This window comes from Bdellovibrio reynosensis (assembly GCF_022814725.1).
Taxonomy (GTDB): domain Bacteria; phylum Bdellovibrionota; class Bdellovibrionia; order Bdellovibrionales; family Bdellovibrionaceae; genus Bdellovibrio; species Bdellovibrio reynosensis.
In genome coordinates this window covers 1,834,353-1,856,804 of the sequence record NZ_CP093442.1, presented here as the reverse complement: position 1 = coordinate 1,856,804, position 22,452 = coordinate 1,834,353, and the positions used below count along the sequence as shown (strand labels likewise).

The 22,452-nt window shown below is 43.3% G+C and carries 24 protein-coding genes; 13 read left to right on the top strand and 11 right to left on the bottom strand.

Translation table 11 applies throughout. The features are described 5' to 3' along the window. Positions 1–10: 10 nt before the first annotated feature. Both MNR06_RS08675 and MNR06_RS08670 read left to right on the top strand, forming a co-directional pair. Positions 11–943 (top strand): diguanylate cyclase, encoded by a 933-nt coding sequence (locus tag MNR06_RS08675; RefSeq protein ID WP_243535001.1) that lies wholly within the window; start codon positions 11–13, stop codon positions 941–943. A gap of 100 nt (positions 944–1,043) precedes the next feature. Next, the gene (locus tag MNR06_RS08670; RefSeq protein WP_243534998.1) at positions 1,044–1,544 is read left to right on the top strand and encodes a PepSY-associated TM helix domain-containing protein; all 501 of its coding nucleotides are present in this window, start codon (positions 1,044–1,046) and stop codon (positions 1,542–1,544) included. On the opposite strand, the gene MNR06_RS08665 is transcribed toward MNR06_RS08670, so the two are convergent. Beyond that, positions 1,537–2,430 carry a hypothetical protein gene (locus MNR06_RS08665; protein WP_243534994.1) on the bottom strand — a complete coding sequence of 298 codons (894 nt, stop codon included), beginning with the start codon at positions 2,428–2,430 and terminating at the stop codon, positions 1,537–1,539. The two genes, MNR06_RS08670 and MNR06_RS08665, sit on opposite strands and share 8 nt — an antisense overlap. A 182-nt stretch (positions 2,431–2,612) precedes the next feature. Here MNR06_RS08665 and MNR06_RS08660 point away from each other — a divergent pair, with 182 nt between their 5' ends. Genes MNR06_RS08660 through MNR06_RS08650 form a run of 3 tightly spaced genes read left to right on the top strand, consistent with a single transcriptional unit; the run spans position 2,613 to position 4,222 of the window. Further along, positions 2,613–3,233, top strand: coding sequence for an RNA polymerase sigma factor (locus MNR06_RS08660; protein WP_243534993.1), 621 nt, complete (start codon positions 2,613–2,615; stop codon positions 3,231–3,233). 3 nt (positions 3,234–3,236) lie between these two features. After that, entirely contained in the window at positions 3,237–3,716 is a 480-nt protein-coding gene (locus tag MNR06_RS08655) for a hypothetical protein (RefSeq protein ID WP_243534991.1), read from the top strand. A 32-nt stretch (positions 3,717–3,748) separates the two neighbouring features. Then, the gene (locus MNR06_RS08650; protein ID WP_243540784.1) at positions 3,749–4,222 is read left to right on the top strand and encodes a hypothetical protein; all 474 of its coding nucleotides are present in this window, start codon (positions 3,749–3,751) and stop codon (positions 4,220–4,222) included. Here MNR06_RS08650 and MNR06_RS08645 read toward each other — a convergent pair whose 3' ends face one another. The 3 genes from MNR06_RS08645 to MNR06_RS08635 all read right to left on the bottom strand — a co-directional run bounded on the left by MNR06_RS08645 (position 4,223) and on the right by MNR06_RS08635 (position 6,643). Next, the gene (locus MNR06_RS08645; protein ID WP_243534989.1) at positions 4,223–4,939 is read right to left on the bottom strand and encodes a hypothetical protein; all 717 of its coding nucleotides are present in this window, start codon (positions 4,937–4,939) and stop codon (positions 4,223–4,225) included. Positions 4,940–5,009: 70 nt separating this feature from the next. Continuing rightward, the gene (locus tag MNR06_RS08640; protein WP_243534987.1) at positions 5,010–5,999 is read right to left on the bottom strand and encodes an aminopeptidase; all 990 of its coding nucleotides are present in this window, start codon (positions 5,997–5,999) and stop codon (positions 5,010–5,012) included. Between the two features lie 71 nt (positions 6,000–6,070). Next, positions 6,071–6,643, bottom strand: a complete 573-nt coding sequence (locus MNR06_RS08635) for an outer membrane beta-barrel protein (RefSeq protein ID WP_243534985.1) — start codon at positions 6,641–6,643, stop codon at positions 6,071–6,073. Between the two features lie 88 nt (positions 6,644–6,731). Here MNR06_RS08635 and msrB point away from each other — a divergent pair, with 88 nt between their 5' ends. Further along, complete coding sequence (gene msrB / locus MNR06_RS08630; RefSeq protein ID WP_243534983.1) at positions 6,732–7,151, top strand: peptide-methionine (R)-S-oxide reductase MsrB; 420 nt, start codon at positions 6,732–6,734, stop codon at positions 7,149–7,151. On the opposite strand, the gene MNR06_RS08625 is transcribed toward msrB, so the two are convergent. Next, positions 7,148–8,017 carry an energy transducer TonB family protein gene (locus tag MNR06_RS08625; protein WP_243534980.1) on the bottom strand — a complete coding sequence of 290 codons (870 nt, stop codon included), beginning with the start codon at positions 8,015–8,017 and terminating at the stop codon, positions 7,148–7,150. The two genes, msrB and MNR06_RS08625, sit on opposite strands and share 4 nt — an antisense overlap. 94 nt (positions 8,018–8,111) lie before the next feature. Here MNR06_RS08625 and MNR06_RS08620 point away from each other — a divergent pair, with 94 nt between their 5' ends. The 5 genes from MNR06_RS08620 (at position 8,112) to MNR06_RS08600 (ending at position 11,547) form a co-directional block, all read left to right on the top strand. Then, positions 8,112–8,621 carry a PilZ domain-containing protein gene (locus tag MNR06_RS08620; protein WP_243534978.1) on the top strand — a complete coding sequence of 170 codons (510 nt, stop codon included), beginning with the start codon at positions 8,112–8,114 and terminating at the stop codon, positions 8,619–8,621. A 230-nt stretch (positions 8,622–8,851) separates the two neighbouring features. Beyond that, positions 8,852–10,195, top strand: a complete 1,344-nt coding sequence (locus MNR06_RS08615; RefSeq protein WP_407933217.1) for a PhoH family protein — start codon at positions 8,852–8,854, stop codon at positions 10,193–10,195. A 12-nt stretch (positions 10,196–10,207) separates the two neighbouring features. Then, positions 10,208–10,630 carry a MaoC family dehydratase gene (locus tag MNR06_RS08610; protein WP_243534973.1) on the top strand — a complete coding sequence of 141 codons (423 nt, stop codon included), beginning with the start codon at positions 10,208–10,210 and terminating at the stop codon, positions 10,628–10,630. A 9-nt stretch (positions 10,631–10,639) separates the two neighbouring features. Continuing rightward, a complete protein-coding gene (locus tag MNR06_RS08605) occupies positions 10,640–11,074 on the top strand; it encodes a BLUF domain-containing protein (RefSeq protein WP_243534970.1) in 435 nt (144 codons plus the stop codon). A gap of 26 nt (positions 11,075–11,100) precedes the next feature. Further along, positions 11,101–11,547, top strand: a complete 447-nt coding sequence (locus MNR06_RS08600; RefSeq protein ID WP_243534966.1) for a DoxX family protein — start codon at positions 11,101–11,103, stop codon at positions 11,545–11,547. Here MNR06_RS08600 and lipB read toward each other — a convergent pair. After that, positions 11,533–12,189 carry a lipoyl(octanoyl) transferase LipB gene (lipB, locus tag MNR06_RS08595; RefSeq protein WP_243534963.1) on the bottom strand — a complete coding sequence of 219 codons (657 nt, stop codon included), beginning with the start codon at positions 12,187–12,189 and terminating at the stop codon, positions 11,533–11,535. The genes MNR06_RS08600 and lipB overlap by 15 nt on opposite strands. A gap of 202 nt (positions 12,190–12,391) precedes the next feature. On the opposite strand from lipB, the gene MNR06_RS08590 reads away from it, so the two are divergent. After that, complete coding sequence (locus MNR06_RS08590) at positions 12,392–14,011, top strand: hypothetical protein (protein ID WP_243534961.1); 1,620 nt, start codon at positions 12,392–12,394, stop codon at positions 14,009–14,011. A 174-nt stretch (positions 14,012–14,185) separates the two neighbouring features. On the opposite strand, the gene MNR06_RS08585 is transcribed toward MNR06_RS08590, so the two are convergent. Beyond that, positions 14,186–15,649 (bottom strand): lytic transglycosylase domain-containing protein, encoded by a 1,464-nt coding sequence (locus tag MNR06_RS08585; protein WP_243534958.1) that lies wholly within the window; start codon positions 15,647–15,649, stop codon positions 14,186–14,188. A gap of 442 nt (positions 15,650–16,091) precedes the next feature. Here MNR06_RS08585 and MNR06_RS08580 point away from each other — a divergent pair, with 442 nt between their 5' ends. Beyond that, positions 16,092–17,753 carry a thioredoxin fold domain-containing protein gene (locus MNR06_RS08580; protein WP_243534957.1) on the top strand — a complete coding sequence of 554 codons (1,662 nt, stop codon included), beginning with the start codon at positions 16,092–16,094 and terminating at the stop codon, positions 17,751–17,753. Here the strand turns inward: MNR06_RS08580 and MNR06_RS08575 are convergent. The 4 genes from MNR06_RS08575 to MNR06_RS08560 all read right to left on the bottom strand — a co-directional run bounded on the left by MNR06_RS08575 (position 17,713) and on the right by MNR06_RS08560 (position 22,426). Beyond that, entirely contained in the window at positions 17,713–18,621 is a 909-nt protein-coding gene (locus tag MNR06_RS08575) for a DUF72 domain-containing protein (protein WP_407933216.1), read from the bottom strand. The two genes, MNR06_RS08580 and MNR06_RS08575, sit on opposite strands and share 41 nt — an antisense overlap. 125 nt (positions 18,622–18,746) lie before the next feature. After that, positions 18,747–19,184: a DUF3011 domain-containing protein gene (locus MNR06_RS08570; protein WP_243534951.1), complete on the bottom strand. Its 438-nt coding sequence runs from the start codon at positions 19,182–19,184 to the stop codon at positions 18,747–18,749. A gap of 150 nt (positions 19,185–19,334) precedes the next feature. Then, the gene (gene lpdA, locus MNR06_RS08565) at positions 19,335–20,756 is read right to left on the bottom strand and encodes a dihydrolipoyl dehydrogenase (RefSeq protein ID WP_243534949.1); all 1,422 of its coding nucleotides are present in this window, start codon (positions 20,754–20,756) and stop codon (positions 19,335–19,337) included. Further along, entirely contained in the window at positions 20,756–22,426 is a 1,671-nt protein-coding gene (locus tag MNR06_RS08560; protein WP_243534946.1) for a 2-oxo acid dehydrogenase subunit E2, read from the bottom strand. Before MNR06_RS08560 ends, lpdA begins: the two co-directional genes overlap by 1 nt. Positions 22,427–22,452: the final 26 nt, after the last annotated feature.

The window sequence follows — 22,452 nt, the reverse complement described above, 5'->3', positions numbered from 1 at the left end:
ACTTTTTCGTATGGCTCATAACGACGACAACTCAGATAATTTAGAAAAAACCAGTATAGTTGCTAGTGATACATTCCGTGGTCGTTTGAAGGAGGCCGATGAGGTTCCTCCAGCGATCGTGGTGTTGATTGGTCCTCCGGGTTACGTGGGGAAACAATATCCTATCACCGCTAGCGATATCGTTATTGGTCGTTCTGTGGAAAGCCAAGTTTATATTGATGATAAATCTTTAAGTCGTTCCCACGCGAAGTTCGCAGTGAACGCCAGCGAAGTTTCCGTTATCGATTTAGGTTCCACAAATAAAACTATCGTGAATGGCCAAGTGATCCCGCCGTTAGCTTCATGCCTTTTAAAAAATAACGATCAAATCAAAACTGGAAACGTTATTTTTAAATTCCTAGAAAAGGGCAGCATCGAAGCGATGACGAATGCAGCGATGTACGAGCGTGCGCAAAAAGATGCTTTAACTGGTGCTCATTCTAAAGGTGCTCTTTTAGAAAAAGGCCCTGAAGCGATGAAACGCTCTGAAGTTTTAAATGAGCCATTCAGCTTAGTTACTTTTGATATCGATCATTTTAAAAAGATCAACGACTCCCACGGCCATCCAGGCGGTGACTATGTTCTTAAGGAACTGTGCCGCATCGTCATCACGAAGCTGATTCGTGCAAATGACTTTTTTGCTCGTTACGGGGGTGAGGAATTCGTCTTGCTTCTTTCTGGTTCGCCAACAAAAACAGCGGCCGAAGTAGCAGAACGTATTCGTCAAACAATCGAAGCCCATGAGTTTATCTGGGAAAATAAAAAAATCCCGGTAACGATTTCAGTGGGTGTTGCGACAAAGCTTCCGACAGAAACAGAATGGACTCAAATCTACGATAGGGCCGACAAGGCACTCTACCAATCTAAGCAGGGTGGTAGAAATAGAACAACAATAGCCAATTAAATTCTTTATGGGGTGCGGTTAGCACCCCTAGTTACCTTCATCTACTTTTCACTTAGCTTCTTTATTTCCATTTTGTTCCAGCATGTCCTACAAGGACGCAATGAGATTTTGGCGCAAATACCATAAGTGGATTTCTATTTTTATTACTATTCCTTTTTTGATCACGATCGTGACGGGAATTCTTTTGTTATTCCGTGGGAAGAATACTTTTTTCTCGCCAAAGTTTCCGCCAGCCACTGGTGAGCTGCAGATTGGCTTAAATGAAATTTTAAAGGTGGCTCAATCTGTTCCTGAATTGAAAGTGCAAGCTCTGACCGACATCAAGCGTATCGATATTAGACCGTCGTCAGGTTCAATTACAGTTCAAGGCAAAGCCGCCGATTATGAAGTTGCGATTGATGGAGCGAACGGAAATATCCTGGGCCAAGGTGTACGTAAAACTGGTTTACTTGTTTCACTTCATGAAGGAACGTTTTGGACTTCAGGGGAGATTGGCCGTTACGTTATCGGTCTGCCGATGGGCCTTGGCGTTTTGTTCTTACTTGTTTCTGGTGTGGTTATCTTTGCTCAGCCTTGGACGAAGAAGAGAAAGCTTAGTTAACCTTCTCTTCAATCGCAGAAACCACGGACCATGTTAATGGAACGCCGAAAGAAAAGTGCGGGAAGTCAGCTTTTGAAGTTGGTTTTATCTTAATGCCTGAATCTGTTGATCCAACAATATATAGACGCGTGTATCTTGCTGGGTTTTCTGGATCGATCACCGTAATCTCGCGAGTATTCGCATCAGCAACCACTTTTAAAACAAAATGAAAGCCACGGATCAAAGGTTCTTCGTGGGGCAGGTTATACATGGGTGGCGGACGACGTCCACCGATTCCCCCTGGAGGTCTTTCTGGCGCGCGAGGAATCTGTGCATACTTAACTAATAGGATCTGAACATTGTCAGAAAAAAGATCTGCCTCCCCTAGGACACTGCGACCTTTAATTTGATAATCGATTTTTACGTTTAAGCGCGCATTCATGAAGTTCATGAACTTCACAAGCTCATGTTCGGTCATGCCGTTGTTAACGCCTTGATAAGCAGGATAGTTCTTAGCTGAGATCTCTTTTACTAAACGAACCAGATCTTTTTTAGGATAAGCCTGGTTAGCAACTTTCAACTGAAGCCAATTCACTGCACTCGTAGGCCCACATAAAGAACTGTCATCGCCAGCACGGATGACTCCAAGGTCATAAAACAAACTATCCTTCTGATCTATCATCAATGCAGAAAGATCCTGCTCAATAGGTAAGGCATTTGCGAAAGCAAAGAATCCCGATAACAAAATCGCAAAGACTATTAATAGATGTTTCATGGAATAAAGTTCTAACAAAGAAGCGCGGGGACCAAAACCCATCCCGAAAACTTTGCAGGCTTGTTTGATTTGTCGACACCCATTTGCCCATAACATTTGCTTATGGGTCATATAACAAAATCGTAAATTCACGAAACATATCATGTATTTAGAGCCATTTTGACCACACTTCTTAGGCACCGACATTGCAGTAAGGAAAGAGCGTAGGCAGCTCGGGTTTGGGGGCGAATTTACCGGGGGCTGAGGGGGGCATAATGGCTCTTCAGAAAAAAAATTCAGAACGTTAACCGAAATATGAGAGAAACGAGTCATATATGCAGAAAGATCTTGGGGTAACGGATCTTGAACTGGTTGAAAAAGTAAAATCTGGTAACAGAGGGGCTTTTTCCGAACTCGTGAAACGACATCAAAGAAGTGTGCTGCGCTTGAGTTTGCGGTTTGTAAAAGACATGGACACCGCGGAGGATGTAACGCAAGAAGCGTTCATCAAGGCTTACGAAAAGCTGAACTCCTTTGAAGGACGAGCTTCCTTCAAAAGTTGGTTGTTCCAAATTGCGGTGAATACTGCCCGCAATAAACTTCGCGAATGGAAGCGCGACACGGTTGACATCGATGATGTGCAACTTGCTGTTGGCGCTGAAGCCGAAAAAACTTTAGTGCACACAGCGGTCGCAGATCTTCTGCAACAAGAAGTTGAAAAGCTGCCGTTTAAACAGCGTACAGCTTTAGTCCTTCGCGTTTACGAAGATCTAAGCTTTAACGAAATTGCCGATATCATGGAATGCCCTTATGACACGGCAAAAGCAAATTACAGACATGCGCTTATGAAATTACGTCAGACTTTTGAGCAACAAGCGGAGCTTAAAAATTGGACTGAAGAGGTAGGTGGATTTTTTATGGAAGTGAATCAACGTTTTGCAGAAGCAGAAGGATAAACGATGGATCGTGAAGACCAAATGACCCGGATGGATAAAATACGCAAAGGCCTGAAGGCCCATGATGAAGTCGAACTTCCGATGAACGATGAGTTTTTCGATCGGCTTCACAGTAAAATCATGGCGGAGGTGGAAAAAACGGAGATTGCTCCAGCTCCGGTCATGATGAAACCACGGAAGCTTTTACGCTCTCACTGGAGAGGTTGGCTTTATCCCCTTAGCGGCGTAAGTTCATTATTCCTGCTAGCGTTTTTGATTGCGCCACAGGTGACAAAAGTTAACCAATCTTTACAACGTACCGGCCTATTAAGTGATGGCCACGAAAGGATAGTTGCAGCAGCCCTATTGTCCCCAGAAGAACTGTCCCAGACTTTAATCAGCTCGCAAACTGAATCTGACTTTTTTATGGACGTAGCCACAGAATCATTTGAAAATTTATCTGTAGCTAAATTCAATAATATTATGGGTGAAGGCGAACGCTAAACACCCATTTTCGGGTGGTTTACGTGCGCTGGATGTTAAGTCTTTTTTCTTTCATTCTATTTTCCAGTTTAATAGGAATCTCTTCCCAAGCGGCTGAAAAAAATCAGCAACTGGAAGAGCTTCTTATCTGGAAAATGAGTGATGAGCTGAAACTAGGCTCTGTTGAAGAAAAAAAGTTCAGCGAATTAATAAAACATCTAAATAAAAGAAAAAGCGAAGTCGGGCAGTCCTTGAATGAAAGTATTCAAAGCATGTCCAATGCTAAAACGCCAAAGCAAAAGGACGAGGAGCTTGCGAAGTATCGTAAGCTGTTACAAAGTTACGGCAAAATTTCTGAAGAAGAGTTCGATCGCCTAAAGTCTTTGCTTGGCAACGATCGCATGATTCAGTATTTGGCGATCAAGCAAGATTTGACCAATCGAATTAAGACAATGCTGGTTCGCCCCGAGGCAGGCGCTAAACCTAGCAAGACCCTGCCACAACCTAAAGTCATTATTGAACACTAACTACTTCGTAGTTGTTGAAGTCGCTTCACCGGTGCGTGAAATCGCAATTTCTGCAGATTTTTTAGCAAGGTTTACGATTTGATTTTTGTATTGTTCAGCTAAGGAATTAACTGGAAGTTTTGCAGCCTCGCTACAAGACTTGCCAGTTTTAAAACTTAAATCCTTGGGCAAAATCAAAGTGCGTGATTCCACTGCTTTTGTTTTCAAATTCCAAAGCTGAGCTTGCATCATTCCATAGCCCATCAATTCGTCGCGGGCGTTTTGGCACCGCAGTCCATATCCGGCTTTATACTGAGGATAGTTTTCAGAACTAGTGGGGTGAAGGATCACCAAATATTGTGCTCCTTGTTTTTCAGCTTCACTCACTAGGTATTGTTCTAATCCCTGATAGCGATTTCCAAGATACAGGTTTTTTAAGCCACGGGCTGCCACTTTGCCAGTTTCGACCACCGTGGGATCGACTTTCACTGCGAAAGCTTGCTTGTTTAAACTTTGAAAGTACTGGGTCAGTTCGCTTTCCAAATTTTGATTTAAATTCCAGGCAAGAATGTCTGCTGTTTTTTCATTTTTGGAACCCATCAAATCGACGGGCAAAGTTTCATCAAAGACGGCGACCACGCCGACCTTATCTAGCTGGTTGATTTTATTTTCTTCAACCTCTTTGTGAGCGCAGGAAACACTTAATAATAGAATTGAAACTATCAGCAGGTTTTTCATAAAAAAAGCATAGGGAGTTTTTTAATTCTTGTCTAGATTTGGAAAAGGAAGCACCAGTGTCGGACGCCAACTATTTCTTTTCAAGTGTGGCAATCAGCTCTTTTAAGCCCTGATTCGGATCCTTGGCTGTTTCTAGGTTTTTGCATTTCTGTATGAAAAGGGCATAGTTCTGCCCCAATAAGTCATAGAGCTTTTGAAACTCACTAAGGTCTTGCATATAGGTTTTATAAACCAACAGTCTGGCGTTATTTAGCTTATAATCAGGAAAATTTTTGTAAGAATCCGTTTTTAACTTTGGCAAAAGCTCCGTGACGAAGTCTTCCTGAATCTTTTTAATGCGCGCCATGCGCTTATCTTCATTTCGATCAGAAGCGGGAAGATCCTGGTACCATTTTTCAAGTTTTTTAAGTTCATTAGAAATGAAAATAGAAAAAGCTTTCTGATCTTCGTTTTCCAGCTGAACTTGCTTAACTGTGGCCGAATCAGGGCCTTCTTTTTTTAAGTAAAATTGTTGGGCTCCGATGTTTCCTAAGAAAGTCGCAAGGCGTTCATTAAAGTCAGCGGCATGTTTAATATATAAAGTCGCATGAACGGTTTCATGAATGATGGTATTTACTAAATCATAGTCATCATATCGAAGCATGGAACTTAAAAGCGGATCATTAAACCATCCAAGCGTGCTATAAGCAGAAACTCCACGTAAATACGTGTCTAAATCTTCTTCTTTTTGCAGTTCTTGTTCTAACTCTTTTGCGTCTTCTTCCTTAAAGTATCCTTTGTAAGGCATCTTTCCCATAAATGGATAAGACCACTGGTAGTGGTCTAACTTCCAGCGAGGCGCTGCGCTCACCACATAGGTGACGTAAGGTTGATCCAATTCAACGTAAGAGGTGTAGTTTTTAGTGTGAGCTAAGTGAAGTTCTTGTTCCGCAAAAGCACGGGCCTCTTGTGCCAGGCGCAATTTGTTTTTTTTCTTTTCTTCAACTTTAGGATCTTTAAGTGCTTCGTCAATCGGAACTCGAGAGTTGAGCAACTTGATTTGGCCAACGCCGGACTTCATTAAATAACTAATCTGACAGCCAGGCAGAACAGCCAACGCGCCAGCAATAAGACACAGTTTAAAAGAGGATTTTACAACACCCAAGTCACGCCTGCACGAATGGAAGAGTCATCTGTTTGTAAGCCACCACCAATTGGTGTCTTCCACACATCATAACTTAACTTGATTCCAAATGTGTCAGTCAATTGAACTTTTAGGCCCGCACCATAACTTGGAACGGTTGCTGATTCGGGTTCGATAGTGAAGGTGTCTTGGCCTTCGATACGAACTTCTTGGTAACGGCTGATTTGTGCTCCGCCACCTTTTATGTAAGGCTGCAATAATGATTTTTTATCAGCGAAAACTAAGATCAAGTCAGCACCCATAATTTGCGATTTTTGCGTCGTTGTTCTTTGTGCATCGGAAGCACTGGCTTTTTCTTCGCGCAAACCGCGCGCATCGGTATAACTAAGTTCAACAGCTAATCTTTCTAAGAAATATAAAGATACCGAGCCAGTGATAGATTCTGAATCAAACGAATTGTTTTCATCGAAGGTCGTAGTTTTTCTTCCGTAAGACAGGCCCATTTCTGTCGTCAGGGCGTGTGCGGACAAAGAGCTTACTAACAACGTAACTAGAACACTGAAGAAGATCATTTTTTTCATAGACCTTCATTCTAACAAGGCTCTGTCAGGAGTGGGATGATTTCTGCCAAAGCCTGGACTAAAGGTTCTGGACCTGCTAGAAAAAGGTATGTCTGAAAAAAGATTGAAATGCGGTCTGCCGCAAGATGAAGCTGAGCTTAAAAAAATTCTGACTCCTGAGCAGTACCAAATCATGGTGGAAAATGGAACCGAACGACCGTTTTCAAATGCTTATTGGGATCATAAAGAAGACGGCATCTATGTCGATGCTATTTCAGGTGTCCCACTTTTTTCTAGCGAAGATAAATTTGATTCAGGAACGGGGTGGCCTAGCTTTACTCAAGCTATAACTCCCGAAGTGGTTATAGAGCTTCCTGATTACAGTCACGGGATGCAAAGAATTGAAGTTAGATCCAGATCGTCCAACTCTCATTTAGGTCATGTTTTCGATGATGGGCCTGGGGCAACAGGCAAAAGATTTTGTATCAACTCTGCTTCGCTTAAGTTTATTCCTAAGCGGGCAGTCTAATTTCTTTCAGCCATGGCTGGTGGATTGTAATTAACTGTAAAAGAATATTTTAAATGAATGTATCCATCGTCTTGAACCATTTCAGGCGGTGGATTAGGAAAAACTCGCGCTTCTCTGAATGCCAAAATGGCAGCTGCATCAAACGGCTTCACACCAGATTCTTTCATTAGTAAAGCTTGTCTTAAATATCCATTTTTATCTAATAGGAATTCTACTTGAGTCACCCAGTTGCGTTGGCCTAGAAGTTTTAGATTGGCGCGATCTAACGAGTTGATAACGTTTTGAACTTTAGATTCCCAACGGAAGCGAATCAATTCTTCAACCCGCGCATAAAATGTATAGAACAAATAGCGGTCTGTATTTAAAGCAGTGAAAGATCCGATCTTCACTTCGCTTGGCAGTGATTCGCCAATCGTTGAATAGCCATCTCCAGCGAAGTTTCTCATCTCTTGTAACTCTTTAGAGATGTCGACACTTTCATAACCATCTTTAGCTTTTGGTAACGGCTGTTTCTTGCCGGCTAATTGCGGAGGACGATTTTCAGAAACGCCTGGAAGGTTTGCGCGATTTGAAGTCATTCCAGATTTCGCAGCTTGAGTTTCTTGTTTCACCCGCTGTTTTTGTTCAGAAAGAAGGCGCGCTAGGTTTTCATCATCTTGCGCTTTTAGTTTTTCAGGAACTAAAGCCTGGCGCACGACTTGCTGTTTGTTGCGAGTAAGGGCTTCAAGGATTTGCCCTTCAGGATAAAGTTGAACCTCGATGGTTTCAGGAGCTTTATGAACTAATTGCGGAGCGATCCAGGCGATAACACCTAGAATAAGCAAGTGAAAGAAAAAACTGGATAAAACTCCACGAAGCACAGTCATAGTCTCATTTTAAGACGAAACCCGACCTTTGGGCAAGACGGCTAAAGTTGAAACACATCCTGCCGATAAGAAGTAATGTCCAGAGGGGGAAATAATGGGGAAAGTTCTTGATATCACGTCACGCCTAAAGGTTCAAAATTCTTTAGAAAATACCAAAAAAGAAGTAGGCGCTGAAATCACCGATATCACCGAAGCTCGCCAAGAAATCTTGAGCCGAGATCGCCGCGATGTAAAAAGAACAATTCTTACTGAGTTCATCGGTGCCTTTGTAGTCCTTCCTGAAAAGGGACTTTTGAAAGCTTCTATGTACGATATCTCTGACAGCGGTATGGCCTTTGACTTGGAACTTGCTGAGGGCGGTTTCACGACGGGCGATGAAGTTGCGATGAGAGTTTACCTTAATCATTCAACGTATTTTCCATTCACAATCCGAGTAACCAACAGCCGTGCTATTGAAGACGAGGGCGTAGTTCGTCATGGTGCTAGCTTCGTAAAAGGAACTATGAATGATGTCGCGCTCCATCATTTTGTGAAGTTCATCGAAAACGTCAGTGCGAGTTTGAAAACAGACTCTGGCGACGTACTTGTTTCGCACATTTCATAGCTGTCTTCACTGAGGCTTCATAAGGGCAACTACTAAAAAACGCAGGCAACACAGCCTGCGTTTTCTTTTTCAGCGGATAGTTAGCGGGCCCGCCACGCCGAAGCATCAAAGATGCGAAGGCGGGTTCTATTTCATAGACATTAGTCCTGCAATTTGTTGCAATTTAACCAGTGGGGTATAGTCGCAAAAAATGCGATAATTCCCATTGCTTTAGCAACGACGCTGAAGCCATTGCACTTAACTACGGAGGGCTGTCCTTGAGCAAATCTAAGCGCAGAAAAATTGTTGTTGATACCAATGTGATCCTTTTCGACGCTCAAGCGATTTTACGATTTGGCGAAGCTGATGTGCACATTCCAATATCAGTTATCGAAGAAGTAGATAAATTTAAAAGAGACCAAGGTGAAAACGGTCGAAATGCTCGTCAGTTCAGCCGCTTTATCGACGTGCTTCGCTCTAAAGGTTCTCTTTCAAGTGGTGTGCAGATCGATAACTCTGAAAGCATGGTTTACATCAATACGGATTTGATGTTGGCAGGTATGCCTTCAGAACTTGATCACCAAAAAGCTGACAACAGAATCTTGAACACAGCACTTGCTTTGCAAAAGCAACACCCTCGCTACAAAGTTGAGTTGATCACCAAAGACATCAATCTTCGTATCAAAGCAGACGTTTACGGAATTTTTGCAAAGGATTATGAAAGTTCTGACCAAAACAAAGATGACCTTTACGAAGGTTACCAAGAGATTTCGGTCACTCCCGAACAAATCGATTCTTTCTATAAAGAAAAACGTTTCGTCACCGATATCAAGTTGTATGCGAATCAGTATGTGATCATGAAAGATTCTGCTAATCCGAATCACTCTGCAATTGGCAGATTTAGCGGCGCAGAAAAAGCTATTGTTCCACTAGTGCAAGCTGCGGATTCAATTTGGGGTATTCACGCGCGAAACGTTGAACAAGCATTCGCGATGGACTGTTTACTGAACGACGAAATATTATTCGTTTCCTTAGTAGGTAAAGCCGGTACTGGTAAAACATTGCTTGCGATTGCGGCGGGTTTGCACAAGTGCTTAGATCAAGGACAATTCCAAAGATTGCTTGTATCTCGTCCGATTTTCCCTATGGGAAAAGATATTGGTTATTTACCAGGGGATATCGAACAAAAGTTAAACCCTTGGATGCAGCCGATCTTTGATAACGTGGAATTCCTGATGGGTGCGGACAAGAAGGCAGCAGGACGCGCTCAAGAGTTGATCAATCAAGGAATGCTAAACATCGAACCATTGACATATATCCGCGGTCGCAGCATACCTAAACAATATTTGATTGTAGACGAAGCCCAGAACTTAACTCCGCACGAGATTAAAACCATCGTGACGCGAGCGGGCCGTGGTACAAAAGTTATATTGACTGGAGACGTATATCAGATCGACAACCCTTATGTTGATTCTGCTAACAGTGGACTCACTTACGCCGTCGAAAGGTTTAAGGGACACGCAATCGCAGCTCACGTGACACTCACGAAGGGTGAAAGATCTGAGCTTGCTGAGTTAGCAGCAAATATTCTCTAGGAGTTTTAGAAAATGGTAACAGAGACTAACAATGCAGAACGTGACATCGGATATTCAGCTTCATTCACCACGAAGGTGACTGAAAAAATGGTGAATCAATTTGCTGAGCTATCTGGTGACTTTAATCCCATCCACGTGGATGCAGAATACGCTGCGAAAAGCAGATTTAAACAGCGTATTGCTCACGGGATGATTGTTGGTGCTCTGATCTCTAGAGCTTTAGTTGATGGTATTGGCAGACACGGAATTTATTTAAGCCAAAACATGAAATTCGTGAACCCTGTATTTCTTGATGACGATGTGACAGTGACAGTAACTATCACAGCGATTCGCAAAGAAAGAGGTTTAGCAACGGTTGAGACGATTGCGAAAAAAGGCAATGGCGATATCGTGGTTAAAGGCGAAGCGATGATCATGATGGCAAAACCAGTGTAATTGGATGTAATGAGTACTAACGTTTTTCATCTCGTTTATATTAGCGAGGCCGTTGAGGATATCAGTTATACCGATATTCACGATATCCTTAACGTATCTCGCAAGAACAACGCGATGGAAAACATCACTGGAATTCTTATATTTCGTGAAGGTTATTTCTTCCAAGTTCTTGAAGGCCCTGAAGCGGCCGTTCGCAAAGTCCTAGGTAAAATTATCATAGATGATCGCAACTACAACTTGCGCGTTCTTCTTGAAACATCAGATCACAGCCGCTTATTTGAAAATTGGTCCATGGCATTTTATGACGGGGACATCTCTTCAAATAATACCGAAGACCTTGTGAATCTTTTCGAGCTTTGCGTAGATCCCGCAAAACGCACGCCTCGACCTTTGATTATGTCCATGGTTAAAAAATTTAGGTCGACAGCTAGGGAATTAAGATAAAGACTTCTGTGCAAGCGGAGGAATTTATGCGCACAGTTTTAACCCGTCTTCTTTCAGCAAAAAATTATAACACCAAATATGACGATCTTGCTTTAGCATCCCTTAGAATTTTCATTGGTCTGACGATGGCCTTTTCCCATGGCTTAGGAAAGATGCCTCCGCCTGAAGGATTTGTTACGCATCTTCAGATGATGGGTTTTCCTGCCCCTGATTTTTTAGCATGGTGTGCAGCTCTTGCAGAGCTTATGGGTGGTTTGTTCTTGGCGGCGGGATTGTTAACTCGTCCTTCAGCTTTGTTTGTGATGATAACTATGGCCGTGGCAGCTTTCGGCGCGCACGGTGCTGATCCATTTGCCAAAAAAGAAATGGCATTATTGTATCTATTTGCTTCGTTGTTCTTCGTATTGCACGGGGCAGGTCGCTGGTCCGTGGATCACTGGCTTAGCAAGTACACTCGCTCAGAGAGCTTGTAATAGTTTATTCTTTAAACGTTCTTTAAATAGGTTTACGTCCACTGGCTCATTTAAGATTTGCTCTAAGCTAATCATGGTGTCGGTGGAAAAACCGCACGGGTTCATTCCCACAAAAGCCTTAGGATCAAACTTCAAATTGATCGCAGCGCCGTGATAGGTAACCCACCTACGAACACCAATACCTAAAGACGCTAGTTTCTTAGGTCCCACCCAAACGCCAGTTTCATCGGCTTCAGATTCATTGACGGAACTTTTTTGTACGGATCTTCCTTGCGCTTCAATTCCATAGGAACGAAGAACTTCAACTATCGAGTCTTCAAACACACGCAAGAACCCAACGACTTCGCGATCTCTGCGACCTTTACGTTGTTGGGTTAAATTCAAAATCGGGTAAACGATCAATTGGCTTGGGCCATGATAAGTCGCGCGACCTCCGCGGGATACTTCAACGACTTTTCCTTGCCAGTTAAAAACGTCACCTTCTTTAGTAGCTCTGCCTAAGGTAACAACAGGGGAGTGAGTGCAGAAAATAAGATAACCAGGAAGATTTTCTTCCTGAACTTTTTCAATCAGTGCAGTTTGTTTTGCTAAAGCCTCTTCGTAGTCGATCAGGCCCCAGTCTTGAAAAATAAGATCTGCCATTGGCTGAAATCATAATTGCAGTCCCAAATACTTGTCATGCAAAAGTGTGATTTTTCACGTTTTTCCCATGAACTGATCAGGTTTTAGCCAGCAATTTTAGTGCTTGTGTATAATCCTTATTCACAAAAATTTCAGAATGAGATTCGTTTGAAAATCCTCACGACCTGACCTCACAATCAAGACATAGCACAGGAGAAGGCTTATGAAGAATCTAGGACTGATTGTTGTGTTGGTTGCAGGCATGATGCTGACAGGCTGTTTGGAAAATGGCCAGGGCACCGAGGTTCTAAAGGATTTGAACAACGAAGATTTTTCAGTGGTCACGGAGCCCGGTTCGGATTCTTCAGGGAGTGAGGGATCCAACGGCGAGACTACTACGGATCAACCCGGCACAGAACCTTCCGCACCGGCCGATCGCGAAGGCCTAGAAATTAACAAAGGTGAAACACTGACTGCTTCCACTAATTTGTTAGTAGATTTTTACCCACCTTTTTTCAGTGCTCATATGAAAGTGTCTGAAAACGCAACTTGTGCAAATGGCGTATGGGTTGATTATGCCGATAGCAAATCAATGGTAAGTTCTAAGACTAATCAGTCTGTGCCATTAAGTGTTCAGTTTCGTGATCACGATGGTCGTTTAAGTAAGTGTTACACGCAAAGTATTGTGATTGATCAATTGCCACCGGAAATCTTGTTTTCAAAATATCCTTCTGCAAGTGTGGAAGAAGGAACTGATGTAGAAATTATTTTTACAGTCACCGATGCCGGTGCGGGTGTGAAAGAAGTGACTTGCCAGTTCGGACAGATTGCGAAACCCTGTGCCGCTGGGCAGAACAAAGTTATTTTCCCGCGCATGGCTGGTGGCGAATATACGTTTACAGTTTATGCGGTGGATAAATTAACCCAAAGCTCTGATAAAGCCATCACGTTCAAAGTTTCATCTTTGTACAAACAAATGGCGCAAACCGTGACAGTGAACGAATACAAAAAAGTGGATATCTTATTTGTGATCGATAACTCAGGGTCAATGCAATACGAACAAAAATCCATGGCTTCACGTGTTCGTAACTTTCTAGATGTGGTGAAAGGTCTTGATTGGCAGATCGCTGTTACGACAACAGACCCAACTCATAAAACATTAGGTGACGGTCGATTGGTACCATTATACGGAAAAACAAATTCCTACATCTTGAATTCATCAATGGCTGATGCCGATGCCAGATACACTTTGGGTATGACTTTGCAACGTCCTGAAACGGGAAGTGGTGCTGAGCAAGGTATCTATTCTGCTTACCGTGCAGTTGAAAGATCATTAGCATCTGTGGGTGGTAACACGAACTTTATCCGCTCTGACGCTCAATTGGCGGTTGTAGTGATTTCCGATGAAGACGAATCAGCAAATGGCGAAAAAAATGATCCAGGTAACTTCGTGAAATTCATCCAAGATAGTTTCGCTGGTCAAAAAGCAATGAGTTTCCATTCCATCATCGCACGCCCTGGCGACAAAGCATGCTTAAGTGGTGAAGGCTACTCTGCAGGCTTCCGCTACGACCAAATTTCTAAGCTAACCGGTGGTGTTATTGGTGACGTCTGCGCCACAGATTATGCAGCCCAAGTACAAGGCATCGCTGAAGGTGTCAGAAAAACACTAAAATCAATCACTCTAGCTTGCGAGCCGGTAGTTGATTCAATGAGAAGTGTCGTAGTTTTAAAAGATGGCCAAGTATACACAGGCACAAGAAAGATCGAAGGCCTAAACGTAGTATTCGACGAAATGCTGCCAACCGCAGAATACCAAGTTCAGTACACCTGCTTGAAATAGCGGCCGTTGAAAAGCAGCCAGCTGACTTCGTTGTGCGGTCCTGGCTTGCTCTCCGACGTACCTTCCAGGTACGCCTCCGTTGCAGCCAGGATCCTCCGCCTTGCATCTGACTACTTTTGAACAGCCTTGGTTCTGGTTTATTGTTCTAGCTTGTGCGCAAAGCGCACTCGCCTTTTAGTTTTGGCTTAAGTTATCTTCGCGATCAACTTGAGAAACTTTCGTTCCATCAAGCGGGCGGATGTCTTTAGTGATCAGGCTTTTTAATTCAGCCATCGCCTTATTATCCACGATGAATGTGAATCCTGACGGGATGCTAGCATTGCGATCAACGGCCTTTTTCAAGTCTGGATTGAACAAAATGAATTCTTCATGGGCAAGCTTGCTGCGACGAAGAAGTTCTTTTGCCGAAATAGCTCTAGCTAATTTTACTTTGTGAAGATCCAAAGTTTTTTCGTACTCTAAGCCTTTATAAATTTGCTCATGGTACATTTGCGCGTACAAAGCGCCTAAGAATTCACAGTAAAAATTTGAAGACGCAAAATCAAAAGTCGTCGAATTGTAGTTATTGATGATATGAGCTAAATCTTCGCTCTCAGCACCTTTCATAGCTTTACGCATACCGCCTGGGCCGTGGTTCCACGCCGTGATAGCTAAAGGCCATGAACGCTTAAGGATCATGTGATTTTCTTTTAAAAGTTTAGCAGCAGCCACAGTCGCTTTAAATGGCGAGTTGCGCTCGTCAATATGATCATTCACGATCATGAAGCTCTTACCTGTGTAATCCATGAATTGCCAAATACCTGAAGCACCCACTTTACTAACGGCGTGACGGTTAAAGCTGCTTTCAACGAACGGCAAGCGAGTTAATTCGATTGGAAGTTTGTGTTCACGGAAGATTTCTTCCATGCCGCTTAAATAAATTGGACTTACTTCTAAACCTTCAGCAAAGAAGTTTTTTTGGCCTGTTTGCACGCGCACGTTCTTAGCTGCGGCTTGAGCTTTTTCTTTAAGGCTGCCTTTAAGAGGTTCCAAAGCCGTAGCCAAAGACTCTTGCAGTTCGTTTTCCGCGCGACCCGTGCGAGCCATTTCTTTTAATGCTTCACGGATGCTTTGCACTTCATTAGAAACAAAATCATCGGCTTTCAGATTTCTCATCCAACGAGCTTTTGGAGTAGGGCTATTGATGATGTCTGAAATATCAACTACTTGAAAAACAATCCAAGGATATTCAACGTGATGAACAACCTTTTTCATGGAATCATAACGAGTATAAATGTCAAACCAGAAGCCAGCGCGATCACGTAATCCCGCTGGGATCGTGAATTCTTCTGAAATACGGTTTTCGTAGTCACTTAAGATTTCATCGCGGTTATAGACGATCTCTGGGTCTTTAGAAAAGACTACGCCGTCTAAGATAATCTTTTGAATCTTCTGGATTTTTGCTACAACAACCGGAAAGCTTGCTGAGTTAAAAAGCCCCACCATAAGAGTTAAAAGAGCCAAAGAGCCCAAAAACCCACGAGTGCTTCTTTTTGAGACAAAACGACTTAATGCTGATGTATTTTGTTTGTTATCCATACCCGCATACATAGCAAGGGACATGCTAGAAAAAGACCCTTCAAGATCCATCCATTCCATCTGAAGGACCCCGGGTGTCTAAAAGAACGACATTGTGAAGTAAATTGGCAAGCACTGAAACGGCCTCGGATTTTTATTCCTCCTCTGAGACGTGGCTTCGAACGGGGATTGGATTTTAGAGTAGATCTATGGTGCTTAGCCTACGCGAGGACGCCATCGTGGCTCAGTTGCCGCCGCAGCAAAGCTGCGGTTGTTGAGGGCTCCTGCCCTCAACCCCTGCGGGGCTGACGCGCAAAAACAGCATCCTGCTATTTTTGTCGCGCATCCATGCGCCGGCAAAGCCTCGCTGCGGGATAAGCACCATAGATCTACTCTAAAATCCAATCTCGTTGATGCGACGTAGGAGAAATAAAAAATGGACTGTAGCGAAAAATCGATGTTTTTTGTTGAGTGTCGAAGGCTCGCTGGTACAGTTGGTTTCAATGTTTTTAGGAGTGGGAATATGAAAATTTTGATTTCTATTTTTGCCTTATTTTTTTCGTTAGCATGTTTTGCGCGTCTTACTGATGGCAAAGTTCAAGTTGCTGTTAAAGATAACAAGTGGACTGCGACGATTGCTTCGGGATTTCATTTTAATAAAGAAGCTCCAGCTGCGTTGATGGCGAATGGGAAAGAGATTTCTCCGTCTACCAAAGAAGAACAGAAAATGGTTTTTGATATTTCTTCGGTGGCAGGAAAATCCTATGAGATTTCTTTTTACGTCTGTGATGATAAAAAGACTGTTTGTGAAGAGCATAAGTTTGCCTACCGATCTGAGGCAGGTCTTGTGGGTGATAAACCTTTAAAAGCGGTTCGCAAAGAACTCCCTGTTTCATCAAAAGTTCATGTGAATAGCCATGGTTTCATTGAAAACAATCTTGAGGCTGCTTTGTTGAAAGCGTCTAAAGAAAAGAAATTAGTGCTTGTCGATTTTGGTGCCCCTTGGTGCCCGGCCTGTGTTCGTTTAGAAACTGAAGTGTTTGGTACTGCGGAATTTAAGAAGGCTTCTAAGAAACTTGTGAAGTTGGCGCTAAATGCGGACATGCAAACGAATAAGGAATTCGGTGAAAAATACGCGATTCGCGCTTTGCCGACACTTTTAATCTTAAATGAAAAGGGTGAAGAGCTTTATCGCATTCTTGATTTTAAACCAGCACCTGCGCTTGTCGCAGAATTGAAATCTGTGCTTTCGAAAAAGCTAACTTCCTTAGCCGATGTTCAGAAAAAAGCTGAAGCAGGGGACAAAGCTGCGATGACTTTCATGGCAGAGCAAGCCTTTAATCGCCTGGACTTAGAATCTGCAGTGAAGTGGTATGCAAAAGTTGGCGAGATGAATCACTTCTATGCTTATAGCGAAATGGGCTTAGCAGCGGACAAAGATCTTAAAGATCAAAAAAATCGCGACGCCTACATCGCCATCTTAAAGAAGTGGATTCAGAAGCAGCCAGAATCGTACACAGCGATCACTGCACGTAATGATTGGGCAGGGCTTTACGAAGATAAAAAGAAAATCCCCGCAGAATTAAAGGCAGAACTTCAAAAAAACTTAGAGCTTTTATCTGGCTTTGCCCTGTCTGAAGAAAAGACCAAAAAGCTCTTTGCAGAATGGAAAGTCTCTGACTTAGCACCATTTGAGCACGAAGAGATTCTAGCGACCCTACACACCTCGTCGACAGCTGCCCAAAATGAAAAGCTTGCTGATGCTGTGAAAGCGCAATTACAGCAAAGCCTGCAAAAAAAGAATTTATCAGTCGACCGACCGGGAGAAATCTTAGCGGGACTTCCTTATTTCAGAAAAGCAGGCTTAGCGAAAGAAGAAGGGGAGTGGTTGCAAAAGTTAGTCACGGCCTATCCTGACACCTACGTTTACCATATGAAGTTGTCAGCGTACTATGTGCGCCAAAAAGATTTCACGAAGGCGCTGCCAGAAGCTAAAAAAGCTGTAGAGCTAGGTTCAGACTTAAAATTCATGAACCTGAAGAATTTAGCAGAAATTCAAAAGAATCTAAAACTAAAGGACGAAGCCAAAGCATCGATCGACCAAGCGCTGTCGCTGCCGGAAGCAAAATTAGAAAAATATAAAGCTACAACGACAGCTCTGACTGAGATGAAAAAGTCTCTTTAGTTTTAGATTTTAAAAACTTCATCAAAGTTTGCGCATCAAATGGCGCGCGAACTTTGATGTCATTATCAAAGTAAATATAAGCTTTACGTGTCTTCACTTCAGGTTTTTCATCGATAATCGTCAAAGCATCCTTAGGCTGACGACCTTCAGTCCACGTCTTAATACGATCTGCCCACCATCTTAAAGTTGGATCATCATAGCCACTCTTATAAAGTTCCTCCGGTCCGTGCAGTCGCAGATATAGGAAGTCACTTGTGATATCTTCCATATAGGGCCAAGTGCCTGCCGTATCAGCAAAGACCAAAGCGATGTCGTATTTTCGTAGCAACTTTATAAAATCAGGATTTTCAAAACTATGATGACGTATCTCGATGGCATGTCTTAATGGCCGGTTGGCTGAAGCAATATGTTTGGGGTATTCAATTGGGTGACGATCCGCTTTCTTTGAAAACTTCGCCGCCTCTTTGAAACTTCTAGGAAGCATCTTAAAAAAGTTTTCAAGCCGTTCTTCGTCGAATAGAAAGTTCGGCGGGAACTGCCAAAGAAAGACCTCTAATTTTTCATCTAGATAAAGAACACCCGTAGCAAAGAAATTAGCTAATGGAATTTCGACTTCTTTCAAACGGCGTATATGGGTAATGTAACGTGGTCCTTTGACTGAAAAACAAAAGTCATCAGGTGTCTCGGAATACCAATGCTTAAACGAATTCGGCCACTGTGAAGAATAAAAAGTGCCGTTGATTTCTATGCTTTGCACTTGCCGTGAAGCATAGTGCAGTTCCTTTTTTTGATTAAGATCTTCAGGATAAAAAATCCCACGCCAAGGAGGATAAACCCAACCGGAAATTCCAATTCTTGTATTCATGATTTATTTATAACAACGAATTCCCGAAAGGACTTTGCGCTGAAACAAACACCGTGAACAAACAAAAATAAAAAGCCCCGTTATTTCAAACGGGGCTTTTTATAGTCGGAGTTCAAAAAACTAAGGAACTAGTAACGAATGATTTCAAAAGTTGCTTGGCAACCGTTGCTCACCCACACGCGATCTCCGTAAGCACCCGCTGTGCGACCCCAGATACAAGGATCATAAGTGTGGCGGCTGTTCAAACGAACTTGCTGAACTCCCCATGGATGGAAGTAGCATTCGTTGTATTGATAGTTCCAAGATGAACACGTGATGTATTCAATTCTGTAAGGAGGTGGATTTGGATTGTGAGGTGGATGTGGACGACCCGGTCCCGGTGGGCGACCTGGGCGATCCGGCGGATAACCGGGCCCTGGATACGGATCCGGACGACGTCCCGGAGGACCCGGTCTGATCCACGAGTTTTCAACATTATTTATTTCATCACCGAAAGGTTGGATGTCTGCTTGAGCCATCGGTGCCAATCCGCACACGAATAGCATTGCGAAGATAATTCTTTTCATAAATTCCCCCGAATTCAGTGTCATAGTGACAACTTTTTTTAATGGTAAAAAGAATTATGCACGAACAGTGCCTGAACAAAACGACACCAAAAAAAATGGAGTTGTTTCCAACTCCATTTTCTACAAAAACTTTTTGCTGAAACTCAAATCTTAGTGCTTCAAAGGTTTTTGAATGATGTGAATCGCGTGACCCAAAGTCGCTTCCGCTGCTTCCATCATTGTTTCGCCCAATGTTGGGTGAGGATGGATCGACAATGCAAGATCTTCGATTCTTGCACCCATTTCGATTGCTAGAACTGCTTCAGAAATCAAGTTAGAAGCTTCTGGTCCAACGATGTGAACGCCCAAAAGAACATGTGTCTTTTTATCAGCGATCATTTTCACGAAACCATCTGTTTCCATCATGCTGACTGCGCGACCGTTAGCTCCGAATGGGAATTTACCGATCATAAGGTCGTTATAACCTTTCGCTTTGCATTCAGCTTCAGTCATACCCGCAGACGCGATTTCTGGGTCAGTAAATACTACTGCCGGAACTGTTTTTGCGTCGTAAACGCGGTTGGCGCCAGAAATCACTTCAGCTACCAACACACCTTCGTGTGAAGCTTTATGCGCAAGCATTGGTTGGCCACAGATATCACCGATAGCAAAGATATTAGAAACATTTGTGCGGCGTTGAGCATCAACTTTAACGAAACCACGTTCATCAACCGTAATGCCAGCGGCTTTCAAGTTTGTTTGATCGCCATTTGGACGACGGCCCACAGTCACAAGAATTTTGTCGCATTTAACAACTTCTTCTTTGCCGTTGATTTCAACAGTCACTTCGTAACCGTCTTTAACTTTTTTCTGACCTTTAGCTTTAGCACCGTACATGATGTTCACGCCGGATTTTTTAAGCTTACGTTCAACAACCTGAGCGCAGTCTGGGTCAACCACACCAGCAAGCAATGCTGATTGAGCTTCGATCACGGTCACTTCAGAGCCTAATTTTTTTAGGTAAGAAGAAATCTCTAAACCGATGTAACCACCACCGATAACTGCCACGCGCTTAGGAATAGTATCGAAAGCCAACGCACCAGTTGAAGAGCAGATATCTTTTTCGTCAAATTTGAAACCAGGGATTTCAATGGGACGAGAACCTGTTGCCACGATGAAGTACTTTGCTTGAACTGATTCAGTTCCAGAGGCTGACTTCACCGTGATTTCTTTAGAAGTTTTAAAGTTCGCTTCACCCTTAATGATGGTAACGCCATAACCTTTAAGAAGTTGGTTCACGCCGCCAGACATTTTATCACAAACAGATTGTTTCCAAGTCACAAGCTGTTTCATATCAACGCTGATGTCACCTTTGATCATCAAACCCATATCTTTAAAGTTATGTTGAGCTTTATGTAAAAGGTGAGTTGCAACGATCATAGCTTTAGATGGGATACAACCCACGTTCAAGCACACGCCACCAAGGAACTCGCGTTCAATAACAGCAGTTTTAAAACCAAGTTGAGCAGAGCGGATGGCAGCTACATAACCGCCAGGACCCGCACCAATAACTACTACGTCAAAATTTTGCATTACACTAACTCCACTAACAATTTACCAGGATTTTCGATACGAGCGATGAAGGCAGCCAAGAATCTTGCCGCTACAGCGCCGTCGATCAAACGGTGGTCTGCAGTCATCGTGTAGTTCATTACTTTGATTGCTGCTAACTGGCCATTTTTAATAACTGGTTTTTCATCGATTTTGTACATACCAAGGATCGCCACTTCAGGATGGTTGATCACTGGAGTCGCGTAAGTACCACCGATAGAACCGATGTTCGTCACAGTGATAGTTGCACCTTTCATTTCATCTGGTTTCAACTTACCGTCACGGGCACGCTTTGAAAGGTCCAAAATCTCTTTAGAGATTTCAAGAATAGATTTTTGATCTGCATTCTTGATGACTGGAACAACAAGTCCGTTTGGAGTGTCAGCGGCAAAACCGATGTTGAAGTATTTTTTGTAAACAACTTCACCCGCAGCATCGTCGATAGAAGCATTGAACATTGGGAATTCACGGATAGTCGCGATCAACGCTTTAATAACGATCGGAAGATAAGTGATCTTAGTTCCTTGTTTTTCAGCATGTTCTTTTAGACCTTCACGCAAAGCAACCATCGCATCAACCTTCGCTTCATCCATGATAGTGAAGTGAGGAATCACGTGTTTAGAACGTTGCATGTTTTCAGCAATCTTCTTACGGATACCGATTAATGGCACACGCTCTTCAGCAGCACCAGCAGGTCCTTGGTAAGAAGGTTTAGGAATAGTCATGCCACCAGCCTTCGCTGAAGCTCCGGCTTGGCTAGCCGCTGGAGCGCCACCTTTAGCAGACATAACATCTTCACGAGTCACGCGACCCGCAAGACCTGAACCACCAAGTGTATTGATGTCGACACCCATCTCACGAGCCAAGCGACGAGTCGCAGGAGTCGCCAGAACTTTTGAATCAGCTACTGGAGGGAAAATTCCAGCAGAAGCACCAGCCGGAGCTGAGCTAGTAGAAGTCGAAGCTTGAGCCGGAGCAGAAGATGCAGCAAAGTTCGCATGCGCAGAAGCTGGGATTTCACGTTGAGCACCCGCTGGAGGTTGAGCTGCAGCAGCAGTAGCGCCACCAGCACCCTCAAGAGTGATCATAGTTGATCCTACTTTTACCACATCACCAGTTTTAAATTTAACGTCTTTTACTACACCAGCTACTGGAGTTGGAACCTCAACAGTCGCTTTATCAGTTAATACTTCAGCAATAGCTTGGTCCGCTTTTACAGAGTCACCTGGTTTAACTAACCACTTAACTAGTTCACCTTCAGTAACACCTTCACCAAGTTCAGGTAGTTTTACGTCTTGAACCTTTCCCGCGCCGGGCGCAGGAGGTGCAGCAGCGGCAGCTGCGGAACTGGACTGAGTCGAAGCTTGAGCAGCAGGGGCTGCTTTTGCCGCAGGAGCGGAAGCTGTCGCACCAGCGCCAGCTTCAAGAGTGATCATAGTTGAACCAACTTTAACCACATCACCAGCTTTAAATTTTACGTCTTTAACAACACCAGCAACAGGAGATGGAACCTCAACAGTTGCTTTGTCCGTCAATACTTCAGCGATAGGTTGATCGGCTTTCACAGAGTCGCCGGGTTTTACCAACCATTTTACTAATTCACCTTCTGTAACACCTTCGCCAAGTTCGGGCAGTTTTACGTCAGTTGCCATGTTGAGAAAGTTCCTTTCCGTTTATG